General features: G+C 69.4%; 20 protein-coding genes. 9 read left to right on the top strand and 11 right to left on the bottom strand.

All coding sequences use genetic code 11. The annotated features are described in order from the left end of the window. The first annotated feature begins 38 nt into the window (after window positions 1–38). Genes ACAM42_RS09885 through ACAM42_RS09870 form a run of 4 tightly spaced genes read left to right on the top strand, consistent with a single transcriptional unit; the run spans window position 39 to window position 4490 of the window. Complete coding sequence (locus ACAM42_RS09885) at window positions 39–1292, top strand: acyl-CoA dehydrogenase family protein (protein WP_369631889.1); 1254 nt, start codon at window positions 39–41, stop codon at window positions 1290–1292. Next, window positions 1289–2260, top strand: a complete 972-nt coding sequence (locus ACAM42_RS09880; RefSeq protein WP_369631888.1) for an ABC transporter substrate-binding protein — start codon at window positions 1289–1291, stop codon at window positions 2258–2260. Before ACAM42_RS09885 ends, ACAM42_RS09880 begins: the two co-directional genes overlap by 4 nt. After that, window positions 2257–2856 (top strand): cysteine dioxygenase, encoded by a 600-nt coding sequence (locus tag ACAM42_RS09875; RefSeq protein WP_369631887.1) that lies wholly within the window; start codon window positions 2257–2259, stop codon window positions 2854–2856. The genes ACAM42_RS09880 and ACAM42_RS09875 overlap by 4 nt, the downstream gene beginning before the upstream one ends. Next, on the top strand, window positions 2853–4490 hold the full coding sequence (locus ACAM42_RS09870) for a rhodanese-related sulfurtransferase (protein ID WP_369631886.1): 1638 nt from the start codon (window positions 2853–2855) through the stop codon (window positions 4488–4490). The genes ACAM42_RS09875 and ACAM42_RS09870 overlap by 4 nt, the downstream gene beginning before the upstream one ends. Window positions 4491–4563: 73 nt before the next feature. Here ACAM42_RS09870 and ACAM42_RS09865 read toward each other — a convergent pair whose 3' ends face one another. The 3 genes from ACAM42_RS09865 to dcd form a co-directional block, all read right to left on the bottom strand. Then, a complete protein-coding gene (locus ACAM42_RS09865) occupies window positions 4564–6033 on the bottom strand; it encodes a DEAD/DEAH box helicase (protein WP_062477554.1) in 1470 nt (489 codons plus the stop codon). A 130-nt stretch (window positions 6034–6163) separates the two neighbouring features. After that, a complete protein-coding gene (locus ACAM42_RS09860) occupies window positions 6164–7051 on the bottom strand; it encodes a neutral zinc metallopeptidase (protein WP_062477550.1) in 888 nt (295 codons plus the stop codon). Between the two features lie 112 nt (window positions 7052–7163). Continuing rightward, entirely contained in the window at window positions 7164–7730 is a 567-nt protein-coding gene (dcd, locus tag ACAM42_RS09855) for a dCTP deaminase (RefSeq protein WP_062477547.1), read from the bottom strand. A gap of 94 nt (window positions 7731–7824) precedes the next feature. Here dcd and ACAM42_RS09850 point away from each other — a divergent pair, with 94 nt between their 5' ends. Further along, complete coding sequence (locus ACAM42_RS09850; RefSeq protein WP_369631885.1) at window positions 7825–9099, top strand: hypothetical protein; 1275 nt, start codon at window positions 7825–7827, stop codon at window positions 9097–9099. A gap of 18 nt (window positions 9100–9117) precedes the next feature. On the opposite strand, the gene guaD is transcribed toward ACAM42_RS09850, so the two are convergent. Both guaD and ACAM42_RS09840 read right to left on the bottom strand, forming a co-directional pair. After that, window positions 9118–10404, bottom strand: coding sequence for a guanine deaminase (gene guaD, locus ACAM42_RS09845; RefSeq protein ID WP_369631884.1), 1287 nt, complete (start codon window positions 10402–10404; stop codon window positions 9118–9120). Window positions 10405–10506: 102 nt separating this feature from the next. Then, complete coding sequence (locus ACAM42_RS09840; protein ID WP_369631883.1) at window positions 10507–11622, bottom strand: BMP family ABC transporter substrate-binding protein; 1116 nt, start codon at window positions 11620–11622, stop codon at window positions 10507–10509. On the opposite strand from ACAM42_RS09840, the gene ACAM42_RS09835 reads away from it, so the two are divergent. Further along, window positions 11621–12559, top strand: a complete 939-nt coding sequence (locus ACAM42_RS09835) for a hypothetical protein (protein WP_369631882.1) — start codon at window positions 11621–11623, stop codon at window positions 12557–12559. The genes ACAM42_RS09840 and ACAM42_RS09835 overlap by 2 nt on opposite strands. A gap of 89 nt (window positions 12560–12648) precedes the next feature. Here ACAM42_RS09835 and ACAM42_RS09830 read toward each other — a convergent pair whose 3' ends face one another. Then, a complete protein-coding gene (locus tag ACAM42_RS09830) occupies window positions 12649–13476 on the bottom strand; it encodes an SDR family NAD(P)-dependent oxidoreductase (RefSeq protein ID WP_369631881.1) in 828 nt (275 codons plus the stop codon). A gap of 104 nt (window positions 13477–13580) precedes the next feature. Beyond that, complete coding sequence (locus ACAM42_RS09825) at window positions 13581–14528, bottom strand: GlxA family transcriptional regulator (RefSeq protein WP_062477569.1); 948 nt, start codon at window positions 14526–14528, stop codon at window positions 13581–13583. A 262-nt stretch (window positions 14529–14790) separates the two neighbouring features. Here ACAM42_RS09825 and ACAM42_RS09820 point away from each other — a divergent pair, with 262 nt between their 5' ends. Next, window positions 14791–15969 carry an MFS transporter gene (locus tag ACAM42_RS09820; RefSeq protein WP_369631880.1) on the top strand — a complete coding sequence of 393 codons (1179 nt, stop codon included), beginning with the start codon at window positions 14791–14793 and terminating at the stop codon, window positions 15967–15969. Window position 15970: 1 nt separating this feature from the next. On the opposite strand, the gene ACAM42_RS09815 is transcribed toward ACAM42_RS09820, so the two are convergent. From ACAM42_RS09815 to ACAM42_RS09805, 3 genes are all read right to left on the bottom strand, one after another. Beyond that, the gene (locus tag ACAM42_RS09815) at window positions 15971–18532 is read right to left on the bottom strand and encodes a penicillin acylase family protein (protein WP_369631879.1); all 2562 of its coding nucleotides are present in this window, start codon (window positions 18530–18532) and stop codon (window positions 15971–15973) included. Window positions 18533–18653: 121 nt separating this feature from the next. Further along, window positions 18654–19463, bottom strand: a complete 810-nt coding sequence (locus ACAM42_RS09810; protein ID WP_369631878.1) for a helix-turn-helix domain-containing protein — start codon at window positions 19461–19463, stop codon at window positions 18654–18656. Window positions 19464–19551: 88 nt separating this feature from the next. Further along, window positions 19552–20505: a LysR substrate-binding domain-containing protein gene (locus tag ACAM42_RS09805; protein ID WP_062477531.1), complete on the bottom strand. Its 954-nt coding sequence runs from the start codon at window positions 20503–20505 to the stop codon at window positions 19552–19554. Between the two features lie 106 nt (window positions 20506–20611). Here ACAM42_RS09805 and ACAM42_RS09800 point away from each other — a divergent pair, with 106 nt between their 5' ends. Next, a complete protein-coding gene (locus ACAM42_RS09800; RefSeq protein ID WP_369631877.1) occupies window positions 20612–21922 on the top strand; it encodes an MFS transporter in 1311 nt (436 codons plus the stop codon). Here the strand turns inward: ACAM42_RS09800 and ACAM42_RS09795 are convergent. Further along, entirely contained in the window at window positions 21883–22950 is a 1068-nt protein-coding gene (locus ACAM42_RS09795; RefSeq protein ID WP_369631876.1) for an adenosine deaminase, read from the bottom strand. The two genes, ACAM42_RS09800 and ACAM42_RS09795, sit on opposite strands and share 40 nt — an antisense overlap. A gap of 234 nt (window positions 22951–23184) precedes the next feature. On the opposite strand from ACAM42_RS09795, the gene fabA reads away from it, so the two are divergent. Beyond that, entirely contained in the window at window positions 23185–23700 is a 516-nt protein-coding gene (fabA, locus tag ACAM42_RS09790; RefSeq protein ID WP_056574156.1) for a 3-hydroxyacyl-[acyl-carrier-protein] dehydratase FabA, read from the top strand. Window positions 23701–23703 lie beyond the last annotated feature (3 nt).

Here is a 23703-nt window from a genome sequence, read left to right as displayed (position 1 = left end):
TTCGCGCGCTGGCAGCGGGCCTTTACCGTGCGGGCACCATGAGTGCACTCCCCTTGCGCCGCGCGCCGGCCGTTCCCGACACAGACACCCCGCCCTCCGTCGACCCGGCCGTGCTGGCCCGCCTGTCGGACCAGTTCGCGTCCACGGCGGCCGACCACGACCGCAGCGGCGCCTTTCCGCGCCAGAACTTCGAGGCGCTGCAGGCGCACGGCCTGATCGGCCTCGTCGCGCCCGCCGCATACGGCGGCGGCGGTGCCACGCTGGCCACGGCGCGCCGCGTGATCGCGGCGGTGGCGCGCGGCGAGCCCGCCACCGCGCTGATCCTCACCATGACCTACCTGCAGCACCAGTCGCTCGCGCGCCGCGAGAGCCGCTGGCCCGCGCACCTGCGCGAGCGCGTGGCGCGCGACGCGGTGGCGCACGGCGCGCTCATCAACGCGCTGCGCGTGGAGCCCGCGCTGGGCTCGCCGGCGCGCGGCGGCCTGCCCGGCACCGTGGCGCGGCGCACGCCCGAGGGCTGGCGCATCGACGGCCACAAGCTCTACACGACCGGCATCGAGGGCCTGTCGTGGCTCGCCGTCTGGGCGCGCACCGACGAGGCCGCGGCGCGCACCGACGAGGCCGCGCCGCGCACCGGCGTGTTCCTGGTGCCGCGCGACGCGCCCGGCATCCGCGTGATCGCGAGCTGGGACCACCTGGGCCTGCGCGCCTCGGGCAGCCACGAGGTGGTGTTCGAGGACGTCGCCATTGCCGCCGACCACGCCGTCGACCTGCGCGCGCCCGCCGACTGGGCGCCCGGCGCCGGCAGCCAGACCGACATCGACGCCCATGCGGCGCAGCAGGCCTGGATGGTCGTGCTGCTGGGCAGCCTCTACGACGCCGTGGCGCGCGCCGCGCGCGACTGGCTGGTCGACTTCCTGAACCGGCGCGCACCCGGCAGCCTGGGCGCGCCGCTGGCCAGCCTGCCGCGCGTGCAGGAGCAGGTGGGCGAGATCGAGGCGCTGCTGCGCACCAACCGCGTGCTGCTCGACGACGCCGCCGCCGCGGTCGACAGCGGTCACACGCCGCCCGCCACCGACAGCGGCCTGCTCAAGCACACCGTGACCACGCACGCCATCCGCGTGGTCGAACTGGCGCTGCAGCTGAGCGGCAACCACGGCCTCACGCGCCAGAACCCGCTCGAACGCCACTACCGCGACGTGCTGTGCAGCCGCATCCACACGCCGCAGAACGACGCGATCCTGGTCGCGGCGGGCCAGCGGGCGTTGCAGGCATCGGGAGGTGCCGCATGAGCGCGCTGCCAATTTCTCGCCGCGCCTGGCTCGCGCAAGGCGCCGCGCTGTCGCTGGCCGTGGCCGGCCCGTTGCGCGCGGTGGCGCAACCCCGGGCCACGCTGGTGCTCGGCGACCAGGCCGGCGGCCTGCGCTCGCTGTTCGAGGCCTCCAAGGCCCTCGACGACGCACCCTTTGCCTACCGCTGGGCCAACTTCCAGGGCGCTGCGCCGCTGTTCGAGGCGCAGCGCAGCGCTGCGGTCGACACCGCGATGGCCGGCGACCTGCCCGTGCTCGCGGCGGCCGTCGGCAAGACGCCGCTGAAGATCGTCGCCACGCGCGTGGGCAAGGCCGAGTCGCTGGGCATCGTGGTGCAGCCCGACTCGCCGCTGCGCCGCGTGGCCGACCTGCGCGGCCAGACGGTGGTCGTGTCGTCGGCGCGCGGCAGCATCTCGCAGTACCAGCTCTACGGCGCGCTCGAAGAGGCCGGCGTGCGGCGCGACGAGGTCACGGTGAAGTTCGTGCTGCCCACCGACGCGGCCGCCGCGTTCGCCTCGAAGCAGATCGACGCCTGGGCCATCTTCGACCCCTACTACGCCATCGCGCTGCTGCAGGGCGGGCGCATCCTGCGCGACGGGCGCGGCATCAACACGGCGCTGGGCTTCATCACCGCGAGCGAGCATTCGCTGGCCGACCCGGCCCGGCGCGCGGCCATCGTGCAGTTCCTCGAGCGGCTCGCCCGCGCGGGCGACTGGGCGCTGGCCAACCCCGAGGCCTATGCGCAGGCCTACAGCCAGCTCACGCGGCTGCCGATCGCGTCGGCGCGCCTCATCACGGCGCGCGCCTCGGTGGCGGGGCGACCCGTGAGCGAGGCCGACATCGCCGCGCTGCAAACTGTGGCTGACCGCTCGGCGCGTGACGGTATCCTTCCCACACGCGTGGATGTGCGCGCGATCACCGACACCCAACTCTGGAAACGCCCCGCATGATTGCTCCGCTGCGCGATTTCGTCGGCGCCTTCGGCCGGCTGCTCGACAGCCGGCCCGACGAGCCGCGCATCCTGTCCGACGGCGGCGCGCTGCTGCGCACGCTGGTGGCGCGCGACGACTGGCTGCCCGACGCCTTCGCCGTGGCCGACCCGACCTACTACCAGCAGTTCCTGCTGCACGCCGACAGCACCGAGCGCTTCTCGGTCGTGAGCTTCGTCTGGGGTCCGGGCCAGGCCACGCCGATCCACGACCACACGGTGTGGGGCCTCATCGGCATGCTGCGCGGCGCCGAGTACAGCCAGCCCTACGCGCTCGACGCCGACGGCACCCCGCGGCCCCAGGGTGAGCCGGTGCGGCTCGATGCGGGCCATGTCGAGGCCGTGTCGCCCACCGTGGGCGACCTGCACCGCGTGCACAACGCGCACGCCGACCGCGTGTCGATCAGCATCCACGTGTACGGCGCCAACATCGGCGCCGTGCGCCGCCACACCTATCCGGCCGAAGGCGGGCGCAAGCCCTTCGTCTCCGGCTACTCCAACACGCTGCTGCCCAACCTGTGGGACCGCTCCGCCGAACTCCGAAACACTGCCGCATGACGACGACAACGACCGACTCCTTTCCCCTGCTGCCCTTCGCCGCGCTGCGCGAACGGCTGATCGCGCGCAAGGAGACCGCGCTGCTCGACCTGCGCGAGGAAGACCCGTTTGCACAAGAGCACCCGCTGTGGGCCGCCAACCTGCCGCTGTCGCGCATCGAGATCGAAGCGTGGCGACGCATTCCGCGGCGCGACACCTTCATCGTGCTGTACGGCGCGCACGACGGTGTCGACCTCGCGCCGCTGGCGGCACGCACCTTCGCCGCGCTCGGCTACACGAACGTGCACCTGCTCGACGGCGGCCTCGAAGGCTGGCGCGCGGCGGGCGGTGAGCTGTTCCGCGACGTGAACGTGCCGAGCAAGTCCTTCGGCGAGCTGGTCGAGCACGAGCGGCACACGCCGTCGCTGTCGGCGCCCGAGGTGAAGACGCTCATCGACAGCCGCGCCGACGTGGTCGTGCTCGACGCGCGCCGCTTCGACGAATACCAGACCATGAGCATCCCCTCGGCCACCAGCGTGCCCGGCGCGGAGCTGGTGCTGCGCGTGCGCGAGCTCGCGCCCGACCCGGCCACGCGCGTGATCGTGAACTGCGCAGGCCGCACGCGCAGCATCATCGGCACGCAGTCGCTCGTGAACGCGGGCATCCCGAACCCGGTCGCGGCGCTGCGCAACGGCACCATCGGCTGGAAGCTCGCGGGCCAGGAGCTCGACCACGGCGCGGGCCGGCAGGCGCCGGCGACGGTGTCGGACGCGAACCGCGCGCAGGCGCAGGCCGACGCACGCCGCGTGGCCGACGCCGCGGGCGTGCGCCGCATCGCGCTCGACGCGCTCGGCACGCTCGAAGCCCCGGGCCGCACCGTGTACCGCTTCGACGTGCGTACGCCCGAGGAATACACCGCCGGCCACCTGCCCGGCTTCGCGAGCGCGCCCGGCGGGCAGCTCGTGCAGGAAACCGATCACCAGGTGCCGGTGCGCGGCGCACGCATCGTGCTGGCCGACGACGACGGCGTGCGCGCGTCGATGAGCGCCTCATGGCTCGCGCAGATGGGCTGGGAGGTGTACGTGCCCGATGCGGTGCCGCCAGCCGCCGCGCTCAGCGAAACCGGCACGCCGACGTCGGCCTACCCGCCCGTCGCGGCCACGGTCGCCGAGATCGCACCCCAAGCCTTGGCCGAGTTGCTGAAGCAGCAACCCGCCACTGCCGTGATCGACGTGACCACGAGCGCCAACTACGTGAAGCGGCACATTCCCGGCGCCTGGTACGCGATCCGCGCGCAACTCGCCCAGGCGATCAACCGCCAGGCCCTTCCGTCCGCGCCGCGCTACGTGCTGACCTGCGGCAGCAGCCTGCTCGCGCGCTACGCCGCAGCCGACCTGCGCGCCCTGCTCGACGCGCGCGGCCAGCGCGACGTGGAAGTACAGGTGCTCACGGGCGGCAACACCGCCTGGTTCGCCGCCGGGCTGCCCGCCGAAACCGGCGAGACCCGCCTGGCCACCGCCCGCACCGACCGCTACCGCCGGCCCTACGAGGGCACCGACGCACCCGCCGAGGCCATGCAGGCCTACCTGGACTGGGAGTTCGGACTGGTGGAGCAGCTGGGGCGCGACGGCACGCATCACTTCCGCGTGGCCTGAGCGCGCAGAGCACAGACGAAAAAAAGCCGGGCATGCCCGGCTTTTCTAACTTTCACTGTCGCTCAACCCCGGCTCAACCCGGCTCGGCCGCCTTGAACAGTGCCGCGACCTTGCGCTTGCTCTTGATGTTGCTCGAGATGCCGCGTGCGGGCGCGGCCTTGGCCGACGCTTCCCAGGCCGGTGCGGCTTCGCGCTCGCCGGATTCGTAGGGCTTGTCGAAGAACGGATCGCGCGGCGCGGACGGCGCGCGGTGCGGGCGGCCGCCACCGCTCATGCTGCGGCGGGTGTCGGCTTCGCGGCGTTCGCGCGGCTGGTCGAGCACGTCGCGTGCGTCGCCGGCTTCGCCTTCTTCACGCCAGTGACGGCGTCCGTCGTTGATGCGGCCGCGCGGGCGGTCTTCCTCGAACTCGACAGGCTCGAGCTCGATCTTCTTCTTGATCAGCTTCTCGATGTCGGCCACCAGGCGCGCATCGTTGCCGCCGCTGGCGAAGCTCACGGCCAGGCCGGAGGCGCCGGCACGGCCCGTGCGGCCGATGCGGTGCACGTAGTCTTCGGCGTTGAACGGGATGTCGAAGTTGAAGACGGCGGGCACGTCCTTGATGTCCAGGCCGCGGGCCGCGACGTCGGTGCACACCAAGAGGTCGACTTCACCGGCCTTGAACGAGGCGAGCGCCTTCAGGCGTTCGTCCTGGCTCTTGTCGCCGTGCAGTGCGGTGGTACGCAGACCGTCGCGCTCCAGCGAGCGTGCGAGGCGCGCGCAGCCGAGCTTGCTGTTGACGAACACGAAGGCCTGCGTAATGCCGCGTTGCTTGACGATCTGCTTGAGCGCACGGCGCTTGTCATCGTCGGAGACGCTGTAGAAATGCTGTTCGACGGTGGAGGCCGTTTCGTTCGGCCGCGCCACTTCGATGGTCACCGGGTTCTGCAGGTAGCTGCTGGCCAGCCGCTTGATCTCGGGCGAGAAGGTGGCCGAGAACAGCAGCGTGGTGCGCTGCTTGGGCAGGTAGCTCAGGATGCGCTGCAGGTCGGGCAGGAAGCCGATGTCGAGCATGCGGTCGGCCTCGTCGAGCACGACGTATTCGACCTGGTTGAGCACCGCGTTCTTGGCCTCGATGTGGTCGAGCAGCCGGCCCGGCGTGGCCACGAGCACTTCGACGCCCTTCTTCAGCTCCAGCGTCTGGGGCTTCATGTCGATGCCGCCGAACACCACCGTGCTGCGCAGGTTGGTGTACTTGGCGTACAGCTTGACCTGTTGCGCGACCTGGTCGGCCAGTTCACGCGTGGGCAGCAGCACCAGCGCACGCACCGGATGCCGCGCGGGCGAGGTGGAGGCGTTTTCGTGCTTGAGCATGCGCTGCAGCAGCGGCAGCGAAAACGCCGCCGTCTTGCCGGTGCCGGTCTGCGCGGCGCCCATCACGTCCTGGCCTGAAAGCACGACCGGAATGGCCTGTGCCTGGATGGGCGTCATGGTCTCGTAGCCCATTTCGGCCACGGCGCGGGCCAGCGGTTCTGCCAGCGAAAGATTGGAGAAGGACATTGTCATTGAGCCTTCTATTGTCGCACTGCCGCAAAAAACGGCAGTGACAACGAAACGACAACATCCGCGCAGGCCGAATTGCTATTTATTCAATAGCAAAGACCTCAATGAATCCGGGGCTCTCGCGAGACAATCTTTACAGATTGCGCGCATTGAAAGTGTCGCAGGACTTCATTTCACCCGTCTGGTAGCCCGTGCCGAACCAGCGTTGGCGCTGTGCACTGGAGCCGTGGGTGAAGCTGTCGGGCACCACGGCGCGGCCCGCGGAACGCTGCAGGGCGTCGTCGCCGATCTTCTGCGCGGCGTTCATGGCGGCCTCGATGTCGCCCGGATCGAGCCACTTCTTCGACTCCTGCGAGTGGTGCGCCCACACGCCCGCGAAGCAGTCGGCCTGCAGCTCGACGCGCACGCTGACGGCGTTGTTCTGCGACTGGCTCAGGCGCCCGCGCATGCCGTCGACCTTGGCGGTGATGCCGAGTTCGTCCTGCACGTGGTGGCCCACCTCGTGCGCGATGACGTACGCCTGCGCGAACTCGCCAGGCGCGCCGAGCTGGTTCTTGAGGGTGTCGTAGAACGCCAGGTCGATGTAGACCTTCTTGTCGCCCGGGCAGTAGAACGGCCCCATGGCCGATTGCCCGGTGCCACAGGCCGTGGGCGTGGCGCCGCGGAACAGCACGAGCCGGGGCGCCTGGTAATTGCCGCCACTCTTGCGGAAGAGATCGGTCCAGACCACCTCGGTGTTCTTCAGCACGGTGGAGACGAAGGCCGCCTCGCGGTCGCCGGTGGGCGGCTTGGGCGCGGGGCCTTGCTGCTGTTGCTGCACCTGGACCGGGTCGCCGCCGCCGCTGAGCAGGCTCAGCACGGTGAGCGGGTTGATGCCGAAGATCCAGCCGGCGATGAGCGCGACCGCGATGGTGCCGATGCCAATGCCGCGCCCACCGATGAAGCCGCCGCCTCCGCCGCCCCCCCCACCATCACGGCGGTCTTCGACGTTGTCGGATTGTTCGTTGCCTTCCCATCTCATCGCAGTCTCCTTGCCGGCTTGCTGAACGGCGTATTTGCCGGAACGTCGCAGGATGGTACTTGGCCCGGCCGCCCGGAACGTAACCGGCGGTCAGGATGCCTGTATCAGGCTGTCAGGTCTTGGGCAGCGTGACGCCGCGCTGGCCCTGGTACTTGCCGCCGCGGTCCTTGTAGCTGGTCTCGCAGACCTCGTCGCTCTCGAAGAACAGCACCTGCGCGCAGCCTTCGCCCGCGTAGATCTTGGCGGGCAGCGGCGTGGTGTTGCTGAACTCCAGCGTCACGTAGCCTTCCCATTCGGGCTCGAACGGGGTCACGTTGACGATGATGCCGCAGCGCGCGTAGGTGCTCTTGCCCAGGCAGATGGTGAGCACGTTGCGCGGGATGCGGAAGTACTCCACGGTGCGCGCCAGCGCGAAGCTGTTGGGCGGAATGATGCAGTAGTCGCCGTGCATGTCGACGAAGCTCTTCTCGTCGAAGTTCTTCGGGTCGACCACCGTGCTGTGGATGTTGGTGAAGACCTTGAACTCGGGCGCGCACCGGATGTCGTAGCCGTAGCTCGAGGTGCCGTAGCTGATGATCTTGTGGCCGTCGTTCTCGCGCACCTGGCCCGGTTCGAAGGGATCGATCATTCCTTCGTTCTCGGCCATGCGCCGGATCCATTTGTCGCTCTTGATGCTCATATGCGCTCGCTGATGCTGCTGCTACGGGGAAATGATGCGAATTGTGGCACGACGGTTGGAGCGCATGGCTCGCGACTATCCTGCTCAGCAGCCTATGAACACAGAAGACCAGCCCCCTCTTTCCGGCACTCCATCCTTGTCGAAGGCTCCCAGTTCGCGCAAGTCGCAGGCATTGCTCGGCGTGGTGGTGCTGCTGACCGGCATGGTCATCTTGGGCATCCCGTTGGTTGCAGCGATCGGAGGCGCGATCGCGGGCGGGTGCTGCGGCGGCCATGGCGGCGGGTCTTCTGGTGGATCGTCCAGCTGGTCGTTCTGGAACGGGATCGGCTTCGTCACATGCGGATTTGGTCTCGTGCTGCTGCTGGGAGCCGCGCTGGAACGGACCCTGACACTGGCCCTCGTGTACTTCTGCGCGGTGGCGTTGTTCATGGGCCTCAGCGCGGTGTCGAACCGACTCCAAGAACACGACACGATGCACGAAACAGAAAGAGCCGCGGCGGCTCTTGCCCGATGGAAGACTTCTCATCAAAAGCACCTTGCCGCGATCCGTGAGGCCATCGAAGCGGACGATCCCGCCGCACTCGAAACAGCAGACACGACCTGCCAAGCATTCGTCAATGCCATTCCCCCGGCTCAGATGAATGAGTTTTCGTGCGGGATAGCTCCGTTGGACTCCCCGGATCGGCTGCACACTGCGTTTAAAGCCAACCGGTGGCGCATCCTCGATCACCTGCTTGACCGCACGCAGCAGTATGTAAAAAGAAAACAGGCATGGCACGGCAGGCGCATCGACGCTACCTATGCCACCTGCTTCGTCGGCCTGGCAGAGCACGACGACGACGCCACCTGGCTCATGTCCGTGCAAGATCAGTCGAAGATTTCCGCGCTGCGCGAGACCGGCGAGATTGCCCCACCGCAAGGCCCGGTTCCCATCGAGATGCTGACGGTGCTGGCCAAGCACCGGGGCCCACCGCTGCGGGCTGGCGACGAGGCCCTTTACCACCTTTTCGTTCGCGCGCTCGCGCAGCGTCGCATGGACCTCGTCGAAACGATTTCCGCGCAGGTGAATGGACGCTTCGAATGGTGCTCCCCAGGCATGCGCGAGATGGCCATGGTCAACGCCATTCGTCCTTCGAGCAATGGACAGGTATGGAAGGACGGTGAGGCGACACTCTTTCGGGCCATCGCCTCCTGGCCGCAAGAAGCATGGCGTGGTGTGGCCAACACCTACCTGTTGGAAATCGCACGCAGCAATGCGCCGTCACAGGCCGGGGCCCTGGCTTCCTGCAAGAGCGCGGCCGGCCGCATCGCGGCTACGCGGTCCGATACGACCGATCCACCGTTGGCCGAAACCTGCGGAACGTTCTAGACGCCGGGATCGACGTGCTCAGCCCGCCTGCGAAATCACCGTGCGCTCGACCAGCCGGTCGTCGCCCAGCACGATCATCGCGAACAACAGCTCTTCGAGGTTGTTGGCCAGCGAGGTCTTGCGCGCCAGGAGCGGCGTGGCGGACGGGTTGAGCACCAGGAAGTCGGCCTCGCAGCCTGGCTGCAGGTTGCCGACCACGCCGTCGAGCCCCAGCGAGCGCGCGGCGCCGCCGGTGTGGTGCCACCACAGCCGCGAGGGCGCGATGCTCAGGCCGGTCTTGGTCTGGCCCTCGCGACCCACGTAGTACGCGGCCAGCATGGTGTGGAAGGGGCTGAAGCTGGTGCCGCCGCCCACGTCGCTGGCCAGGCCGTAGGGTTGCTCGAGGCGGTCGGCCGCGCCGAAGTCGAAGAAGCCGCTGCCCAGGAACAGGTTGCTCGTGGGGCTCACGGCGGCGGCCGTCTTCGTCTCGTGCATGAGCGCACGGTCGGTGTCGTCCAGGTAGATGCAGTGGGCGTACACGGCGCGCTCGCGCAGCAGGCCGAAGTCGGCGTACACGTCCAGGTAGGAGCGCGACTTGGGGTACAGCTCGCGCGCCCATTTCACCTCGTCGCGGTTCTCGGCCACGTGCGACTGGATCCAGGTGTCGCCGTATTTGGCGGCCAGCTCGCCGGCACCGCGCATCTGCGCGTCGGTGCTGGTGGGTGCAAAGCGCGGCGTGATGGCGTAGCCCAGGCGATCGACGTTGTGCCACTTGCGGATCAGCGCCTCCGTGTCGACCAGGCTCTGCTCGGTGTCGTCGCGCACGCCGTCGGGCGAGTTGCGGTCCTGCAGCACCTTGCCGGTGATCATGCGCAGCTGGCGGCGCTGCGCGCTCTCGAAGAAGGCGTCGACCGAGGCGACGTGCGAGGTCGCGAAGGTCAGCGAGGTGGTCACGCCGTTGCGCAGCAGCTCGTCGAAGAACACGTCGGCCACCACGCGCGAATGGGCGGGGTCGGCGAACTTGGCTTCCGCCGGGAAGGTGTAGTTCTCGAGCCAGGGCAGCAGGCCGGCGGCGGGCGCGCCGATGATGTCGGTCTGCGGGTAATGCACGTGCATGTCCACGAAGCCCGGCGCCAGGATGCGGCCCGGCAGGTGGGTGGTGTGGGCGCCGGCATGGCGCGGCGACACGTCGGCATGGCTGCCGGCGTCGAGCACGCGCTGGCGGCCGGTGCTGTCGGGGGCGACGACCAGCAGGCCGTCCTCGTCGAAGACAGGCAGGCCGGCGGCGTCGAATCGCAGGAGGGAGGCGCGGTAGGCTTTTTTCATCGTGGATGCGGAGGGTAATCCAGCCCCGGACGGCGGGAATTGCCCTGCGCGTATGAGTGCTATACGCGCAACGCTCTCTTCAGGCGGGGCCAAAGGCCGCGCTCAGCGCGTCACCCGCCCCTGCACGCCCTCGGCCAGCCAGTTCATCTGCAGGATCTGCTCGTCGCTCAGCTGCGCGCCCTTGGCGATCGCGACGCGGCCTTCGTTGTCGCGCACATCGGCCGCCACCGAGCGGAACGGCTGCAGCTTGCCCGCCGCGATGTCCTTCTGCCGCGCCAGCACCTCGTCCTGCACGGCCTTGGGCACCTTGGTACCGAAGTCGCCGACGCGGATCATTCCTTCCTTCACGCCGCCCCAGAGGTTGCCGCTCTTCCAGGTGCCGTCGAGCACGGCCTTCGCGCGCTGCGTGTAGTAGCCGCCCCACTGGTGCGTGACCGCGACGATCTGCGCGTCGGGCGCGATCTTGCGCATGTCGGAGTGGTAGGCCACGGCCATCTTGCCGCGCTCCTGCGCGGCGGCCATCACGGCGGTCGAGCCCGTGTGGAAGGCGAGCACGTCGGCGTTCTGGTTGAACAGCGCCATGGCCGCGTCGCGCTCCTTCGGCGGATCGAACCACTCGTTGAGCCACACCACGATCACCTTGGCCTTCGGGTTCACCGAGCGCATGCCGAGCGTGAAGGCGTTGATGCCCTGCAGCACCTCGGGAATCGGAAAGCCCGCCACATAGCCCGCGATGTTGGTCTTCGTCATGCGCCCGGCCGCGATGCCCGCGAGGTAGCGGCCTTCGTAGTAGCGGGCGTTGGCGGTCGCCACATTGGGCGCGGTCTTGTAGCCGGTGATCGATTCGAACTTCACGCCGGGAAAGTCCTTCGCGACCTTCAGCGTCGGCTCCATGTAGCCGAAGCTGGGCGTGAAGATCAGCTGGCTGCCCTGCTGCGCAAGGTCGCGGATCACGCGCTCGGCGTCGGCGCCTTCGGGCACGTTCTCGACGAAGACGGTGTTCACGCGGGAGCCCAGCGCCGCTTCGACAGCCTTGCGGCCTTCTTCATGCTGGCGCACCCAGCCGGCATCGGTGACCGGCGTGACGTAGACAAAGCCGACCTTCAGCGCGTCCTTGGCGGGAGGTGGCTTCGGCGGCGCGGTCTGGGACAGGGCGGGAGATAAAAAGCAAGCGGCTGCCAGCGCCAGAACGGCGCGGCCCGCGAGGTTTTTGTACATGGTGTTCCTCTACATGGCCCCGGAAAAGCAAAACCCCGCAGCAGGCCGGGACGCCCTGCTGCGGGGTTCGGATTTTAGTGCCGAGGCCTCCCGCCAGCCATGGCCGCCGCAAAACGCGAACGCATCCGGCCGCACAGACGCATCGGATGCGGCGGCCAGGAATGCCGTGCACTCACTACGATCCGTGCCTCCACATGACAACCTGCCAGCCATGACCCTCAGCATGCATTTCGACTTCACGCCGCTGCCACGAACGCCCGTGCTCGAGCCATGCATCGTCGCCAACGCGGCGGGCTACGACCTCTTCACCAACGAGACCGTCACCCTGGCCTTCGGCACGAAATGCGTGATGGTGAAGGCCAAGAACCGCGATCCGATCCCCTTGCCCTACTTCGAGCTGGCCGAGCTCACGATCGAGAACCGCGAAGTCGCGACAACGGGCGAGACCACGCAAGGCCTGGCGGGGCGGGAACACATCTCCGCCACGACGCAACCGACCCTGCAGAGCTTCATTTCCTTCGTCACGCATCTCGGCGAACTGCACCTGTTCTACCGCGGCATGCCGCCAACCGTGCTGCGCATGGCACTGGCCGAGGCCTTCGCCGTCTGGCGCCAGCACCAGCCGGAATGGCTCGAGAAACGACGCAAGGTCGTGGATGCCTATGCCGACAGCGAAGGACTGGACGCGCAGACACGCGACGCGCTGAAAGCGAGGTTGCTGACGCCGATCGTGCCGCCTGCGTCGGCCGCGCCGCTCTCGTTTCCTTCCGCCGGCTTCCCCACCGATGACATGCCGGCGCCGGACACCTTCGACCCCGCGACCCGCCTCGGCGTGTGCCCCTCATGCAATGCGGAGATTCCGTACTTCTCTGAGGAATGCCCCCAGTGCCGGGCGCTTTTCGGACCGGACTCCGCATGGCAGGTGCGGCCGCTCTGACCGCCTCTGAAGTGAAGCCAGGCTGGCGGAGTTCCCGGGGCACGTCTTCTTCGTGCACGACCGACGGCCTCACCCACCGAACGCAGGCGTCATGCCAGTAGCGCGGTGGCACCGACGCCATAGCGCGCCGCCGGCGCCGTGCTCGACAACCTGCCCGACATCGCACGCCGCGCCGCATCGAACGCCTCCCACTCGGCCAGATCAGGCAACGCCGGAATCGTGACCTGCTCGCCCTGGTCGAGCCCCGCAAGGGCGGCATCGACCATGTCCTGCGCCGTCATCACGATCTCCTTGGGCAGGTGCGCCATCGGCACGCCTGCGACGCCCCAGAACTCGGTGGCTGTCGCACCGGGCAGCACCGCCTGCACGCGCACGCCCTTGTCCTTCAGCTCGTGCTGCAACGACTGGCTCAGTGCCAGCACGAAGGCCTTGGTGCCGCCGTACACGCCGTTGAGCGTCTCGGGCGAGATCGCCACGATGGAGGCGATGTTCACCAGCGTGCCGGCACCGCGTTCAACGAAACCGGGCACGGCCGCATAGGTGAGCCGCGTGAGCGCGCTCACGTTGAGCTCGATCATGTCCGCCATCTTGTCGATGTCCGAGCCGAGCAGCGGCCCGGCGGCGCCGAAGCCGGCGTTGTTCACCAGCAGGGTGATGTCGCCGCGGGTGCGCAGCACGGCTTCCACGGACGCGATGTCCTTCCGGTCGGACAGGTCGGCCGGGAGAACCTCGACCTTGCGCCCGGTCTCGTCCGAGAGCTTCGTGGCCAGCGCGGCAAGGCGCTCGCGGTTGCGCGCCACCAGGATCAGGTCGAAGCCGCGCCGCGCGAGACGGTCCGCGTACACGGCGCCGATGCCCGACGACGCGCCGGTGATGAGGGCCGTGCCCTTGTTCGGATTTGCTTGGGTTGCAGTCATGGAGTTTCCTTCGTCGCCACGGGTGTGTGGCCGTGGGGAGAAGTCTCTTCCTGCAAGGCGATGGCGTAAATGTCATATAAGCCACCTTTCAGGACATGCGCAGCTCAAGCCGTCGCGGCTTCCCGACGGGCCACGCGGCGCACGCTCTGCGGCGGATGCCCCAGCGTGCGCAGGAAGGCGCGGCGCATGCGCTCGGGGTCGCCGAAGCCGGTTTCGCGCGCGACCACGCCGAGCGCGAGGCTGCCCTCGTCGATCAGCGCGCGCGCCGCCTCCACGCGCAGGTTCTCGACCGCATGCGCCGGCGACTGCCCGGTCTCGGCCTTGAAGGCGCGGCTGAACTGGCGCGGGCTGAGGTGCGCGACCTCGGCCAGTTCGTCCACCGACAGCGTCTCGCGCAGGTTGGCGCGCGCATGCACCAGCGCCTTCTGGATGCGGTCCGACTTGGGTGCCAGCTCGAGCAGCGCGGAATGCTGCGACTGCCCGCCCGCGCGGCGGTGGTACACGACCAGCTTCCTCGCCGCGAACCGTGCCGCCTCCACGCCGAGGTCTTCCTCCACCAGGGCCAGCACGAGGTCGATGCCCGCCGTCATGCCGGCCGAGGTCCACACCGGCCCGTCGTTGATGAAGATGCGGTCGGGCTGCACCTTGACGGCGGGATGGCGCTTCTGCAGCTCGCCCGCAAAGGACCAGTGCGTGGTCGCCCGGCGTCCGTCGAGCAGGCCCGCATCCGCCAGCCCGAAGGCGCCAGTGCAGATGCTGGTCACGCGGCGCGCGTTGCGCAGCCCCGCGCGCAGGAAGCGGCACATCTTCTCGGACGTGGGCGCGATGAAGAGCGCGCCGCTCATCACCAGCGTGTCGAACTTCCCCGTGCCGAAGCGCTTGCTGTCGGTGACCACGCCCGACGAGCTGGTCACGGGGCCGCCCTCTTCCGACAGCAGCTCGACCTGGTAGACCTGCTTGCCGGCATGGAGGTTCGCGAGCTCGAACGCGGCAATGGCAGCGAGGTCGAGGATCTGGAAACCGGGGAAGACGAGCATGCCGATGCGTTTCATGGCCATGTCCTGAAAAGAGGGTTGTTTGAAGCAGCAGACACAAGGCTAGACCAACCCGTCCCACCGCGCCAGCGGAAGGGATACGGCCTGCGCCCTTCCCGCACGGCGATGGGTGCCCCCACCAATCGGCAAGCGCCAGCCCGCGCGGGTCGTCCCACAATGGGCGTTCCCCACCATGACGAACCCGACGACAACGACAACAGGCGCCCCCACAGCCGAACCGGGCGCCCACGCACACTGGCAGCGCAACCTCGCCGTCTGCATGTTCGGCTCCTTCACGACCATCATCGCGATGACGCTGCTGCTGCCCTTCCTGCCGCTGTACGTCGAGCAGCTTGGCGTGAAGGGCCACGCGGCCATCGTGCAGTGGTCGGGCGCGGCCTATGGCGCCACCTTCCTGAGCGCCGCGCTGGTCGCGCCGCTGTGGGGCCGGCTGGCCGACCGCTACGGGCGCAAGCCGATGCTGATCCGAGCGAGCCTCGGCATGGCGGTGGCGATGGCGCTGATCGGCCTGGCGGCCAACGTGTGGCAGCTCGTGGGCCTGCGGCTGCTGGCGGGGCTGCTCGGCGGGTACGCCTCGGGCTCGATGGTGCTGGTCGCCACGCAGACGCCCAAGGACCGCACCGGCTGGGCGCTGGGCACGATGTCGTCGGCCATCATGGCGGGCAACCTCGTGGGGCCGCTGGTGGGCGGGGTGCTGCCGCCGCTGGTCGGCATCCGCAACACCTTCTTCGCGGCGGGCGCGATGATCTTCATCGCCTTTCTCGCGACGGCCTTTCTCATCCGTGAAGAGAAGAAGGCGCCTTCCGCAGCGAAGCAGCGCGGCACGTCCGACGACACCGGCTGGGCCGCCGTGCCCGACAAGCGCCCGCTGGTCGCGATGCTCTTCACCGGCATGCTGCTGATGCTGGCCAACATGTCGATCGAGCCGATCATCACGGTCTACGTCGCCACGCTGCTCGACGACCCGCAGCGCGTGACGATGATGGCCGGCCTCGTGATGTCGGCCGCCGCGCTCGGCAGCATCCTCTCGGCCTCGCGGCTGGGCAAGCTGGCCGACCGCGTGGGGCACTGGAACGTGATCGTCGGGTGCCTCGCGGTGTCGGCGCTGCTGCTGATTCCGCAGGCCTTCGTCACGGCGGGCTGGCAGCTGGTGGTGCTGCGCTTCCTGATGGGGCTGTCGCTCGGCGGGCTGCTGCCGTGCATTGCCAGCGTGATCCGCCACAACGCGCCCGAGCGCGTGGCCGGCAACATGCTGGGCTACTCGACGTCGGCGCAGTACGCGGGCCAGGTGGCGGGCCCGCTGCTGGGCGGCTTCGTGGGCGGGCACGTCGGCATGCGCGCCGTGTTCCTCGGCACCTGCGTGCTCATGGCCGCAGGCGCCGGGTGGAACTGGCTCGCACAGCGCGCCGCGTCCACCACGGCGCCCGTTACTCGCTGATCTACTCGCTGACGACCGCGCTGCGGTAGGCCGCGTCGCCCTTGATCTCCGCTTCGGAGAACGGCACCTTCAGCCACTGCCCCGCGCTGTAGGCCCGGGTGTAGTCGGCGTTGTGCGCCGAAGCCGGGTCGTCCGACAGCGAGAACGTCAGGAAGGTGTGGGCCTCCACGCCGCCTTCAGGGAAACGCACGATGTGCATGTAGCTGTTGCCGTTCGGGTTGGCGTCCATCGTGTAGCCACCCTTGTCGAGCCGGTTCTCGGAACAGGCGATGGTGAAGTAGCCCGGGCCGCCGCAGCCGCCGTACAGCGGGATCTTCTGGCCGCCGCGGGTGGCGAACAGGTAGTCGCCGCGCGCCGCGTTCTCGGCGAAGCCGCTGGCCTGCACGCGCGCCACGGCGGCACCGAAGGCCTGCTGCAGCGCGAGGGCGGCGGCGGGCTTCAGGTCGCGCGGGGTGCGGACCGGGTCGGCCGGGTTGAAGGGCACGCTGTACAGGTCGGCCGCCGGAATGCGCGAGGCGCGGTTCCAGAACTCGTCCCACACATGCGCGCCGCGCGCACCCGCAACGCCAATGCCGTTCCAGTCCTGCAGCGCGCTGCAGGCCGCAGAGACATCGATGTCGCGGCCGATGGCCTCGCTGGTCAGCGGATCGGTGGCGACGTTGATGGTGGCCTTCGCGCACACCAGCGGCAGCGCCTGCATCTTGAAGAGCTCGGCCGTCAGCGCGCGGCTGTCCAGCACCATGCGCTTCACGCTGTCGGGCGTGGCGCCCCGCGCGCCGTGGCTGTCGGTGCCGTCGATGCGGCCCTGCGCGAGCAGATGGCCCAGGCGCGTGCGGAAGCTCACGGGGTCGGTGCCGGCCGGGCCCATGATCTCCGGGAAGCCGGTGAGCGGCGCCTTCGGGTTCGCCAGCCAGTAGCTGTCGTTCATGTTGGCCACGTAATCGTCACGCAGCAGGCTGGGCATGCGGGCGGCGCCCAGCGCGCCCTTCTGCGCCGAGTCGGCATCGGTCTGCCAGTCGCAGGCGCTGCGCGAGCCGTCGAGCACCGGCACGCGGGCCAGCGCCGGCACGGCCTGCAGTGCCGCGCCGATCGGGCTCTTGCTCGAACAGGTCGCCACCTGGTCCACCGACACGTTGGGCACCGCACCGATGTCGGCGTACCAGGCCTTGGCGCTGCCCCGGCCCACGGCCACGGTATTGACCCACGGAATGGCCGCTTCTTCGCGCTGGATGGCAATGAACTCGTCGAGTGACTTCGCCTGGCTCCAGCGCAGCCAGTTGCGGAAGGTGCGGAAGTTCTGGTCGTTGATGTCGCGCATCGCGTAGGCCATGGTGGTGGTCCACGGCGGCAGCTTGTCGCTGAGGTACTGCAGGTTGACGATCGGCCCGTACTCGGACTTGTAGAGCGTGCGCGTCACCGGCACCACGCTGCCGTCGGCCTGCTTCACCTGCACGGTGATCTCGCGGGCCTGCATCTTCACCGCGTTGCCGTCGCGCATGTAGCTGGTGGGGTCGCTCGAGGCCAGCTGCAGTTCGTAGAAGCCGAAGCGCTTGGCGGTCGAGACCGTGTGGCTCCACGCGATGTTGTCGTTGAAGCCGATCAGCGTCACCGGAATGCCCAGGAACGAGGTGCCGCTCACGTTGAGCTTGCCCGGAATGGTGAGCTGCGCCTGGTAGAAGCGGTCGGGCCCGCGCCAGTACCAGTGCGGATTGCCGAACAGCAGCGGGCTCGCGTCGCCGGTGGCGGCGGTGCCGAAGCCGATCATGTTGCTGCCCACGCCCTCCTCGCCGCCGACCTGCAAGGGCACGGCGAGGTCGCGCGCGGCGAGCTGCAGCGGCGGCGCTGTCTTCTTGCTGTTGCTGGTGCTGCGTACCGCGACCTTCGTCGGCGCCGCGGGCACGGGCGGGGTCGCGTTCGCGATGTGCGCCAGGAAGTTGCTGTAGCCGCCCGCCAGGTTGGTCGCGTACATGCGGCGGTAGATGTCCTCGGCGGTGATCGGCTTCACCCAGGCTTCGGTGCGGCAGGCCGCGTGCGCGCTGCCGCCGGCCTTCGCGTCGCGCAGGTAGCGGTTGTAGCCGGCGGCGAAGCCCTCCACCAGTCGCTGCATGTAGTCGGCCTGCGCGCCGATCATCTGCTGCAGCACGTCGGACGAGATGACGTGGCGGTGGAAGAAGTCGGCGTCGATGTTCTTCGGCAGGCCGATGGTGCTGCTGGCCACGAGCTTCGCGTCGGCACCGAAGTACTGCGAGCGCTCGCCGCGGTAGGTGAGGAACGAGTCGGCCATGGTGCACAGGTTGTCCTCGGCCTGCGCGTAGCCGTAGCCGTAGCCCAGGTCGGGCCAGTCGGCGGCCTTGATGTGCGGCACGCCCATCGTGGTGCGGCGGATCTCGGCCTTGTAGGCGTTGTTCTCTGCGGGCGGATTGCCGCCCGTGCCGGGGAAGAAGGGAAAGCTGCTGCTGCCACCGCCTCCGCCGCCACCGCAGGCGGTCAGTGCGGCTGCAGCCACGAGCGCAAGCCAGAGTGATCGCGGCGTTGCGCCGCGCAGGAAATTCCGAGGTCTCATGCTGTCTCCAGTTGGATGGGCGCTCTCTTGATGGAGCACCGCACAGCTTAGGCACGCCGGCGTGCCGGGGCTTGAACGCAGCCGCTGTCCTGCGCCACGCCCGGAGACCTTCGAAGGCGCCTCAGTGCGCGAGGCCGCGCCCCCACGCGTGCGAGGCCTGCTCGTCGGCCGTCACGCGCACCTGGTTCGACAGGAAGGACGGCGACAGGCCGAAGTAGCGCTGGAAGGTGCGGCTCATGTGCGCCGCGTCGGTGAAGCCGCTGACCAGCGCCACGTCGGTCAGCGGGCGGCGCGCGGTGAACTGCTGCACCGTGCGGCGCACCTTGGTCCACAGCGCATAGCGCTTGATCGACACGCCCACCTGCTGCGCGAACAGGTGCGTGAGCCGGTCGGGCGAGAGAAAGGCCAGCGCCGACAGCTCGCGCAGCGGGATCTGCCCCGCATGCGTGCGGATGGCCTGCAGCACGCGGTCGATGCGCGGGTCGATGACGGCCTGCAGCTCGGGGCACTCGGTGATCGACGTGACCAGCTTCGAACTCAGCACCTGCAGGCGCCGGTCGGACAGCGCGCCGTGCTGCGCCGGTTCGAAGTCGTCGCGCGCGCGGCCGAAGCGGCGCGCGTCGAGCGGCTGGATGCCGTGGCCGCCCAGGTGCCGCGAGAGCATGCGGTAGGCGCTGGAGGCCGGGTCGAGGTTGAGCGACAGCAGCCCGCAGCCGTCGACGTCGAGCCGGCGCGACACATGCGGCCCCACCAGCGCGGCGGTGCAGCGCACGCGCGTGCCGTCGACCGCCTCCAGCGTGAAGGGATGGCCGCTCACCGAGGCCAGCAGCGTGGCCGACGAACGGGCCGTGAGCCCCGACTGGATCGCCGGTGTGATGTAGAGGAACCTGTCGTCCCACAGGTGCAGGGAGTTGTGCCGCGTGGTGGTCATGCCGTCTCGCTTGGGTCTTGTCTCTTGTACTTGTCTCCAGCGGCGGATTCTCACGCATCGCGGCGGCGGCCCGCGCAAGGGCCTGCGCTCAGCGGGGTTGCACGGTCTCGACCTGCAGATGCTGGCGCACGGCCTCCAGCAGCAGCGTGGCCAGCCGGCTCGCCGGGGCCTCGGCGCGGGCCTGCGCGCGGTACAGCACGAGCGAGATCTGCGGCAGCGCCGGCAGCGAGAGCACCGCGCGGTCGAGCGCGCGCACATGCGCAGGCAAGCCGAACGGCGTGCGCACGGTCAGGCCCAGGCCGGCCGAGGTCGCGGCCCACAGCGCCGCCAGGCTGGCGCTGCCGAAGGCGCGGCGCCACGGCAGGCCGGCGCGGTCGAGCGCGGTGATGACGATCTCGCGCAGCGGGCACGGGGCGTCCAGCATGATGAGCGGCAGCGGCTCCTTGCTCTTCACGGCGCGAACGCCCGCGCGGTGCTCGCGCTCGGTCCACCAGGGCGCATCGACGCGCTCGGGCGCCGTGGGGCCGATCCACAGCAGCGGCATCCGCGCCACGCGCTCGGCATGCGGCGACAGCGGCTGGTCGCCCGCGTCCCAGGCCAGCGCCAGGTCGAGCTGGCCCAGCTCGAGCCGCTCGCGCAGCTCGCCGCTGCGCGCCACGCAGGCCTCGATGCGCACCTTGGGGTGGGCGCGCGCGAAGCGGCCGAGCACGGCCGGCAGCAGCGTCTCGCCGAAGTCTTCCTGCAGTCCCAGCCGCACCCAGCCCTGCAGGTCGGCGCCACGCAGGGCGGCGCTGGCCTCGTCGTTGAGCTCGAGCATGCGGTGCGCGTAGGCCAGCAGCGTCTCGCCCGCGTCGGTGAGCGCGAGGCCGCGGCCTTCCTTGCGGAACAGCACGGTGCCGGCCTGCGACTCCAGCTTCTTGAGCTGCGCGCTCACGGCCGAGGTCGAGCGGCCCAGCTTGTCGGCCGCGCGCGCGTAGCTGCCGAGCGCCATGCCGGTGGAGAAGGTGCGCAGCACGTCGAGATCGAACATCACCTGGGTCATCGCGGGTCCTTGCATGAGGTCTCTCAATCATCCTGAATTTCAGGACGATCCGCTCATTATTTTCTGATTTTCAAAACCTTTGCAGCGGCGGACACTGCGCTGCAACATGACCCAATCGCCCTCCTCCCCCCCGCTGTCGCCCCGCCACCGCTGGAAGGTGCTCGCCGCCGGCGTGGCCGCCAACGCGGCCTTCTCGGTCGCCTTCAGCGGCATTCCCATGACCGCCGTGCTCATGCGCACCGGCTACCAGCTCGACAACGCCGCGCTCGGCCTGGTGCTCGGCCTCATGGGCCTGGGCATTGCCGTGAGCGAGCTGCCCTGGGGCCTGCTGACCGACCGCTGGGGCGACCGCCCCGTGCTGCTGGCCGGGCTGGGCAGCACGGCGATCGCGCTGGTCGCGATGGCGCTGTGGGCCGCGCCGGGCGCCGGCCATGTGCCGGGCCTCGGCGTGCTCGGTGCAGGGCTGCTGCTGGTGGGCCTGCTCGGCGGCAGCGTGAACGGCGCCAGCGGGCGCGCGGTGATGACCTGGTTCGACGCCGGCGAGCGCGGCCTGGCCATGAGCATCCGCCAGACCGCCGTGCCGATGGGCGGCGGCATCGGCGCACTGGTGCTGCCCTTCGTGGCGCTGCACTACGGCTTTGCCGCGCTGTACGGCCTGCTCGCGTTGCTGTGCGCGTTGAGCGCGGCGATGAGCTGGGCCTGGGTGCACGAGCCGCCCGTGGCGCCCCGTCACGCGAACGTGGAAGCGCCGGCGCCGAAGACCGGCCCGCTGCGCGACGTGCGCGTGTGGCGCATCGTGGCCGGCATCGGCATCCTGTGCGCGCCGCAGTTCGCGGTGCTGTCCTTCGGCACGGTGTTCCTGCACGACTTCGGCCACGTGGGCCTGGGCACGATCACCGCCGCCATGGTCTTCGTGCAGGTCGGCGCGATGGCGATGCGCGTGTGGAGCGGCCGCTGGACCGACCGCCGGCGCAACCGTCCGGCCTACCTGCGGGCCTGCAGCGCGCTCAGCGTGCTGCTGTTCGCAGGCTTGGCTGCGCTGGTGATGGCGGCGGGCACCGAGCCGCCGTCCATGTCTTTACGCTTGGCGCTGATCGCGCTGCTGGCGGTGAGTGGCGTGTGCGTGTCGGCCTGGCACGGCGTGGCGTACACCGAGCTGGCCACGCTGGCCGGCGCGGCGCGCGCCGGCACCGCGCTGGGCATGGCGAACACCAGCGTGTTCCTCGTGTGTTTCGTCACGCCCTTCTCGATTCCGCACCTGCTGGCGCTGCAGGGCTGGCCGGTCGTGTGGCTGGCGGCCAGCGCCTGTGCGCTGGTGGCGATGCCGCTGCTCGTGCCGCGCAAGGCCGATCCCGGCGCCTGCACGGCCGAGCTGGCTCAGAAGGTCGCGAAGACGGCGTTGAGCCGGTCGACGTAGGCGCGCTTGGCGGCCGCGTCGATGAAGCTGCCCTCGAAGCTGTTCGCCGCGAGCTGCCAGGCCTGTTGCACGCCCAGGCCGGTGGCGGCGAAGGTCTGCGTGAAGTTCTGGTTCATGTAGCCGCCGAAGTAGGCCGGGTCGTCCGAGTTGACGGTGGCGACCAGCCCCGCGTCGAGCAGCGCGCCCAGGTTGTGCTGCGACAGGTCGGGGAACACGCACAGCTTGAGGTTCGACAGCGGGCACACGGTGAGCGGAATGCGGTCCTGCGCCAGCCGCTTCATCAGTGCCGGGTCTTTCGCGCTTTGCACGCCGTGGTCGACGCGCTCGACCTTCAGCACGTCGAGCGCGCTCCACACGTAGGCCGGCGGGCCTTCTTCGCCCGCGTGCGCGACGAGATGGAAGCCCAGCTCGCGGCAGCGCGCGAACACGCGCGCGAACTTCTCGGGCGGGTGGCCGACCTCGCTCGAGTCGAGCCCCACGCCGATGAACTTGTCGCGGTACGGCAGCGCCTGCTCCAGCGTCTCGAAGGCCTCTTCCTCGCTCAGGTGGCGCAGGAAGCACAGGATGAGCGAGGCGCTCACGCCCAGCTTGGGCAGTGCATCGACGCAGGCGCGGTGCAGGCCGTTGACCACCGTTTCCATGGCCACGCCGCGCGCCGTGTGCGTCTGCGGGTCGAAGAACATCTCGGTGTGCACCACCTGGTCGGCCGCGGCGCGCTCCAGGTAGGCCCAGGCCATGTCGTAGAAATCCTGCTCTTTCAGCAGCACGCTGGCGCCGGCGTAGTAGATGTCGAGAAAGGTCTGCAGGTTGGTGAAGGCGTAGGCCTTGCGCAGGTCTTCCACGCTGGCATACGGGATCGAGACACCGTTTCGCTGCGCGAGCGCGAAGATCAGCTCGGGCTCGAGCGAGCCTTCGATGTGCATGTGCAGCTCGGCCTTGGGCATGGCACGCAGCAGCTCGGGCAGGCGTTCGGCGGGAATGCGCTGCGCGAAGCTGGGGTCGAAGAGGGGGCGGCTGGAATCGGTCATGGGGCGTGGGAAATCGACGTTGTGATCGCGCACAGCATAAGGGCAGACACCCTGCGCGGCATCCCCGAAAACGTATACGCTGCCAGCCCCATTTCCCCCAAACTGATCTGGGTCAAATCGGGCCATGGCGGATGCGCTAGGCTTGGACCCCGGCAGGCCCGGCATCGGGCGTGTTCCCTCCAATCCGCGCGCAGCGTGCATTCGTGCCCCTGGCGCCGTCCTTGATCGACTCGCATGACCCTACAAAACGCCTTCACCCGCGAAGACCTGCTGCGCTGCAGCCGCGGCGAACTGTTCGGCCCCGGCAACGCACAGCTGCCCGCCCCGAACATGCTGATGGTGGACCGCATCACCCACATCAGCGCCGAGGGCGGTACCTACGGCAAGGGCGAACTCACGGCCGAACTCGACATCACGCCCGACCTGTGGTTTTTCGCCTGCCACTTCGAAGGCGACCCGGTCATGCCCGGCTGCCTGGGCCTGGACGCCATGTGGCAGCTGGTGGGCTTTTTCCTCGGCTGGCAGGGCCTGCCGGGCCGTGGCCGGGCCCTGGGCTCGGGCGAAGTGAAGTTCACGGGCCAGGTCCTGCCGACCGCCAAGCTCGTCACCTACAGCATCCAGATCAAGCGCGTGCTCAAGGGCAAGCTGAACCTGGCCATCGCCGACGGCTCGGTGAGCGTCGACGGCCGCCAGATCTACACCGCCGAGGGCCTGCGGGTCGGCGTGTTCACTTCCACCGACAACTTCTGAGGG

Origin of the sequence: Variovorax sp. V35, assembly GCF_041154465.1 — a bacterium.
In the GTDB taxonomy this organism is placed as follows: domain Bacteria; phylum Pseudomonadota; class Gammaproteobacteria; order Burkholderiales; family Burkholderiaceae_C; genus Variovorax; species Variovorax boronicumulans.
The sequence above is the reverse complement of the archived record's forward strand: the minus strand, read 5'-3'. Positions and strand labels throughout refer to the sequence as shown.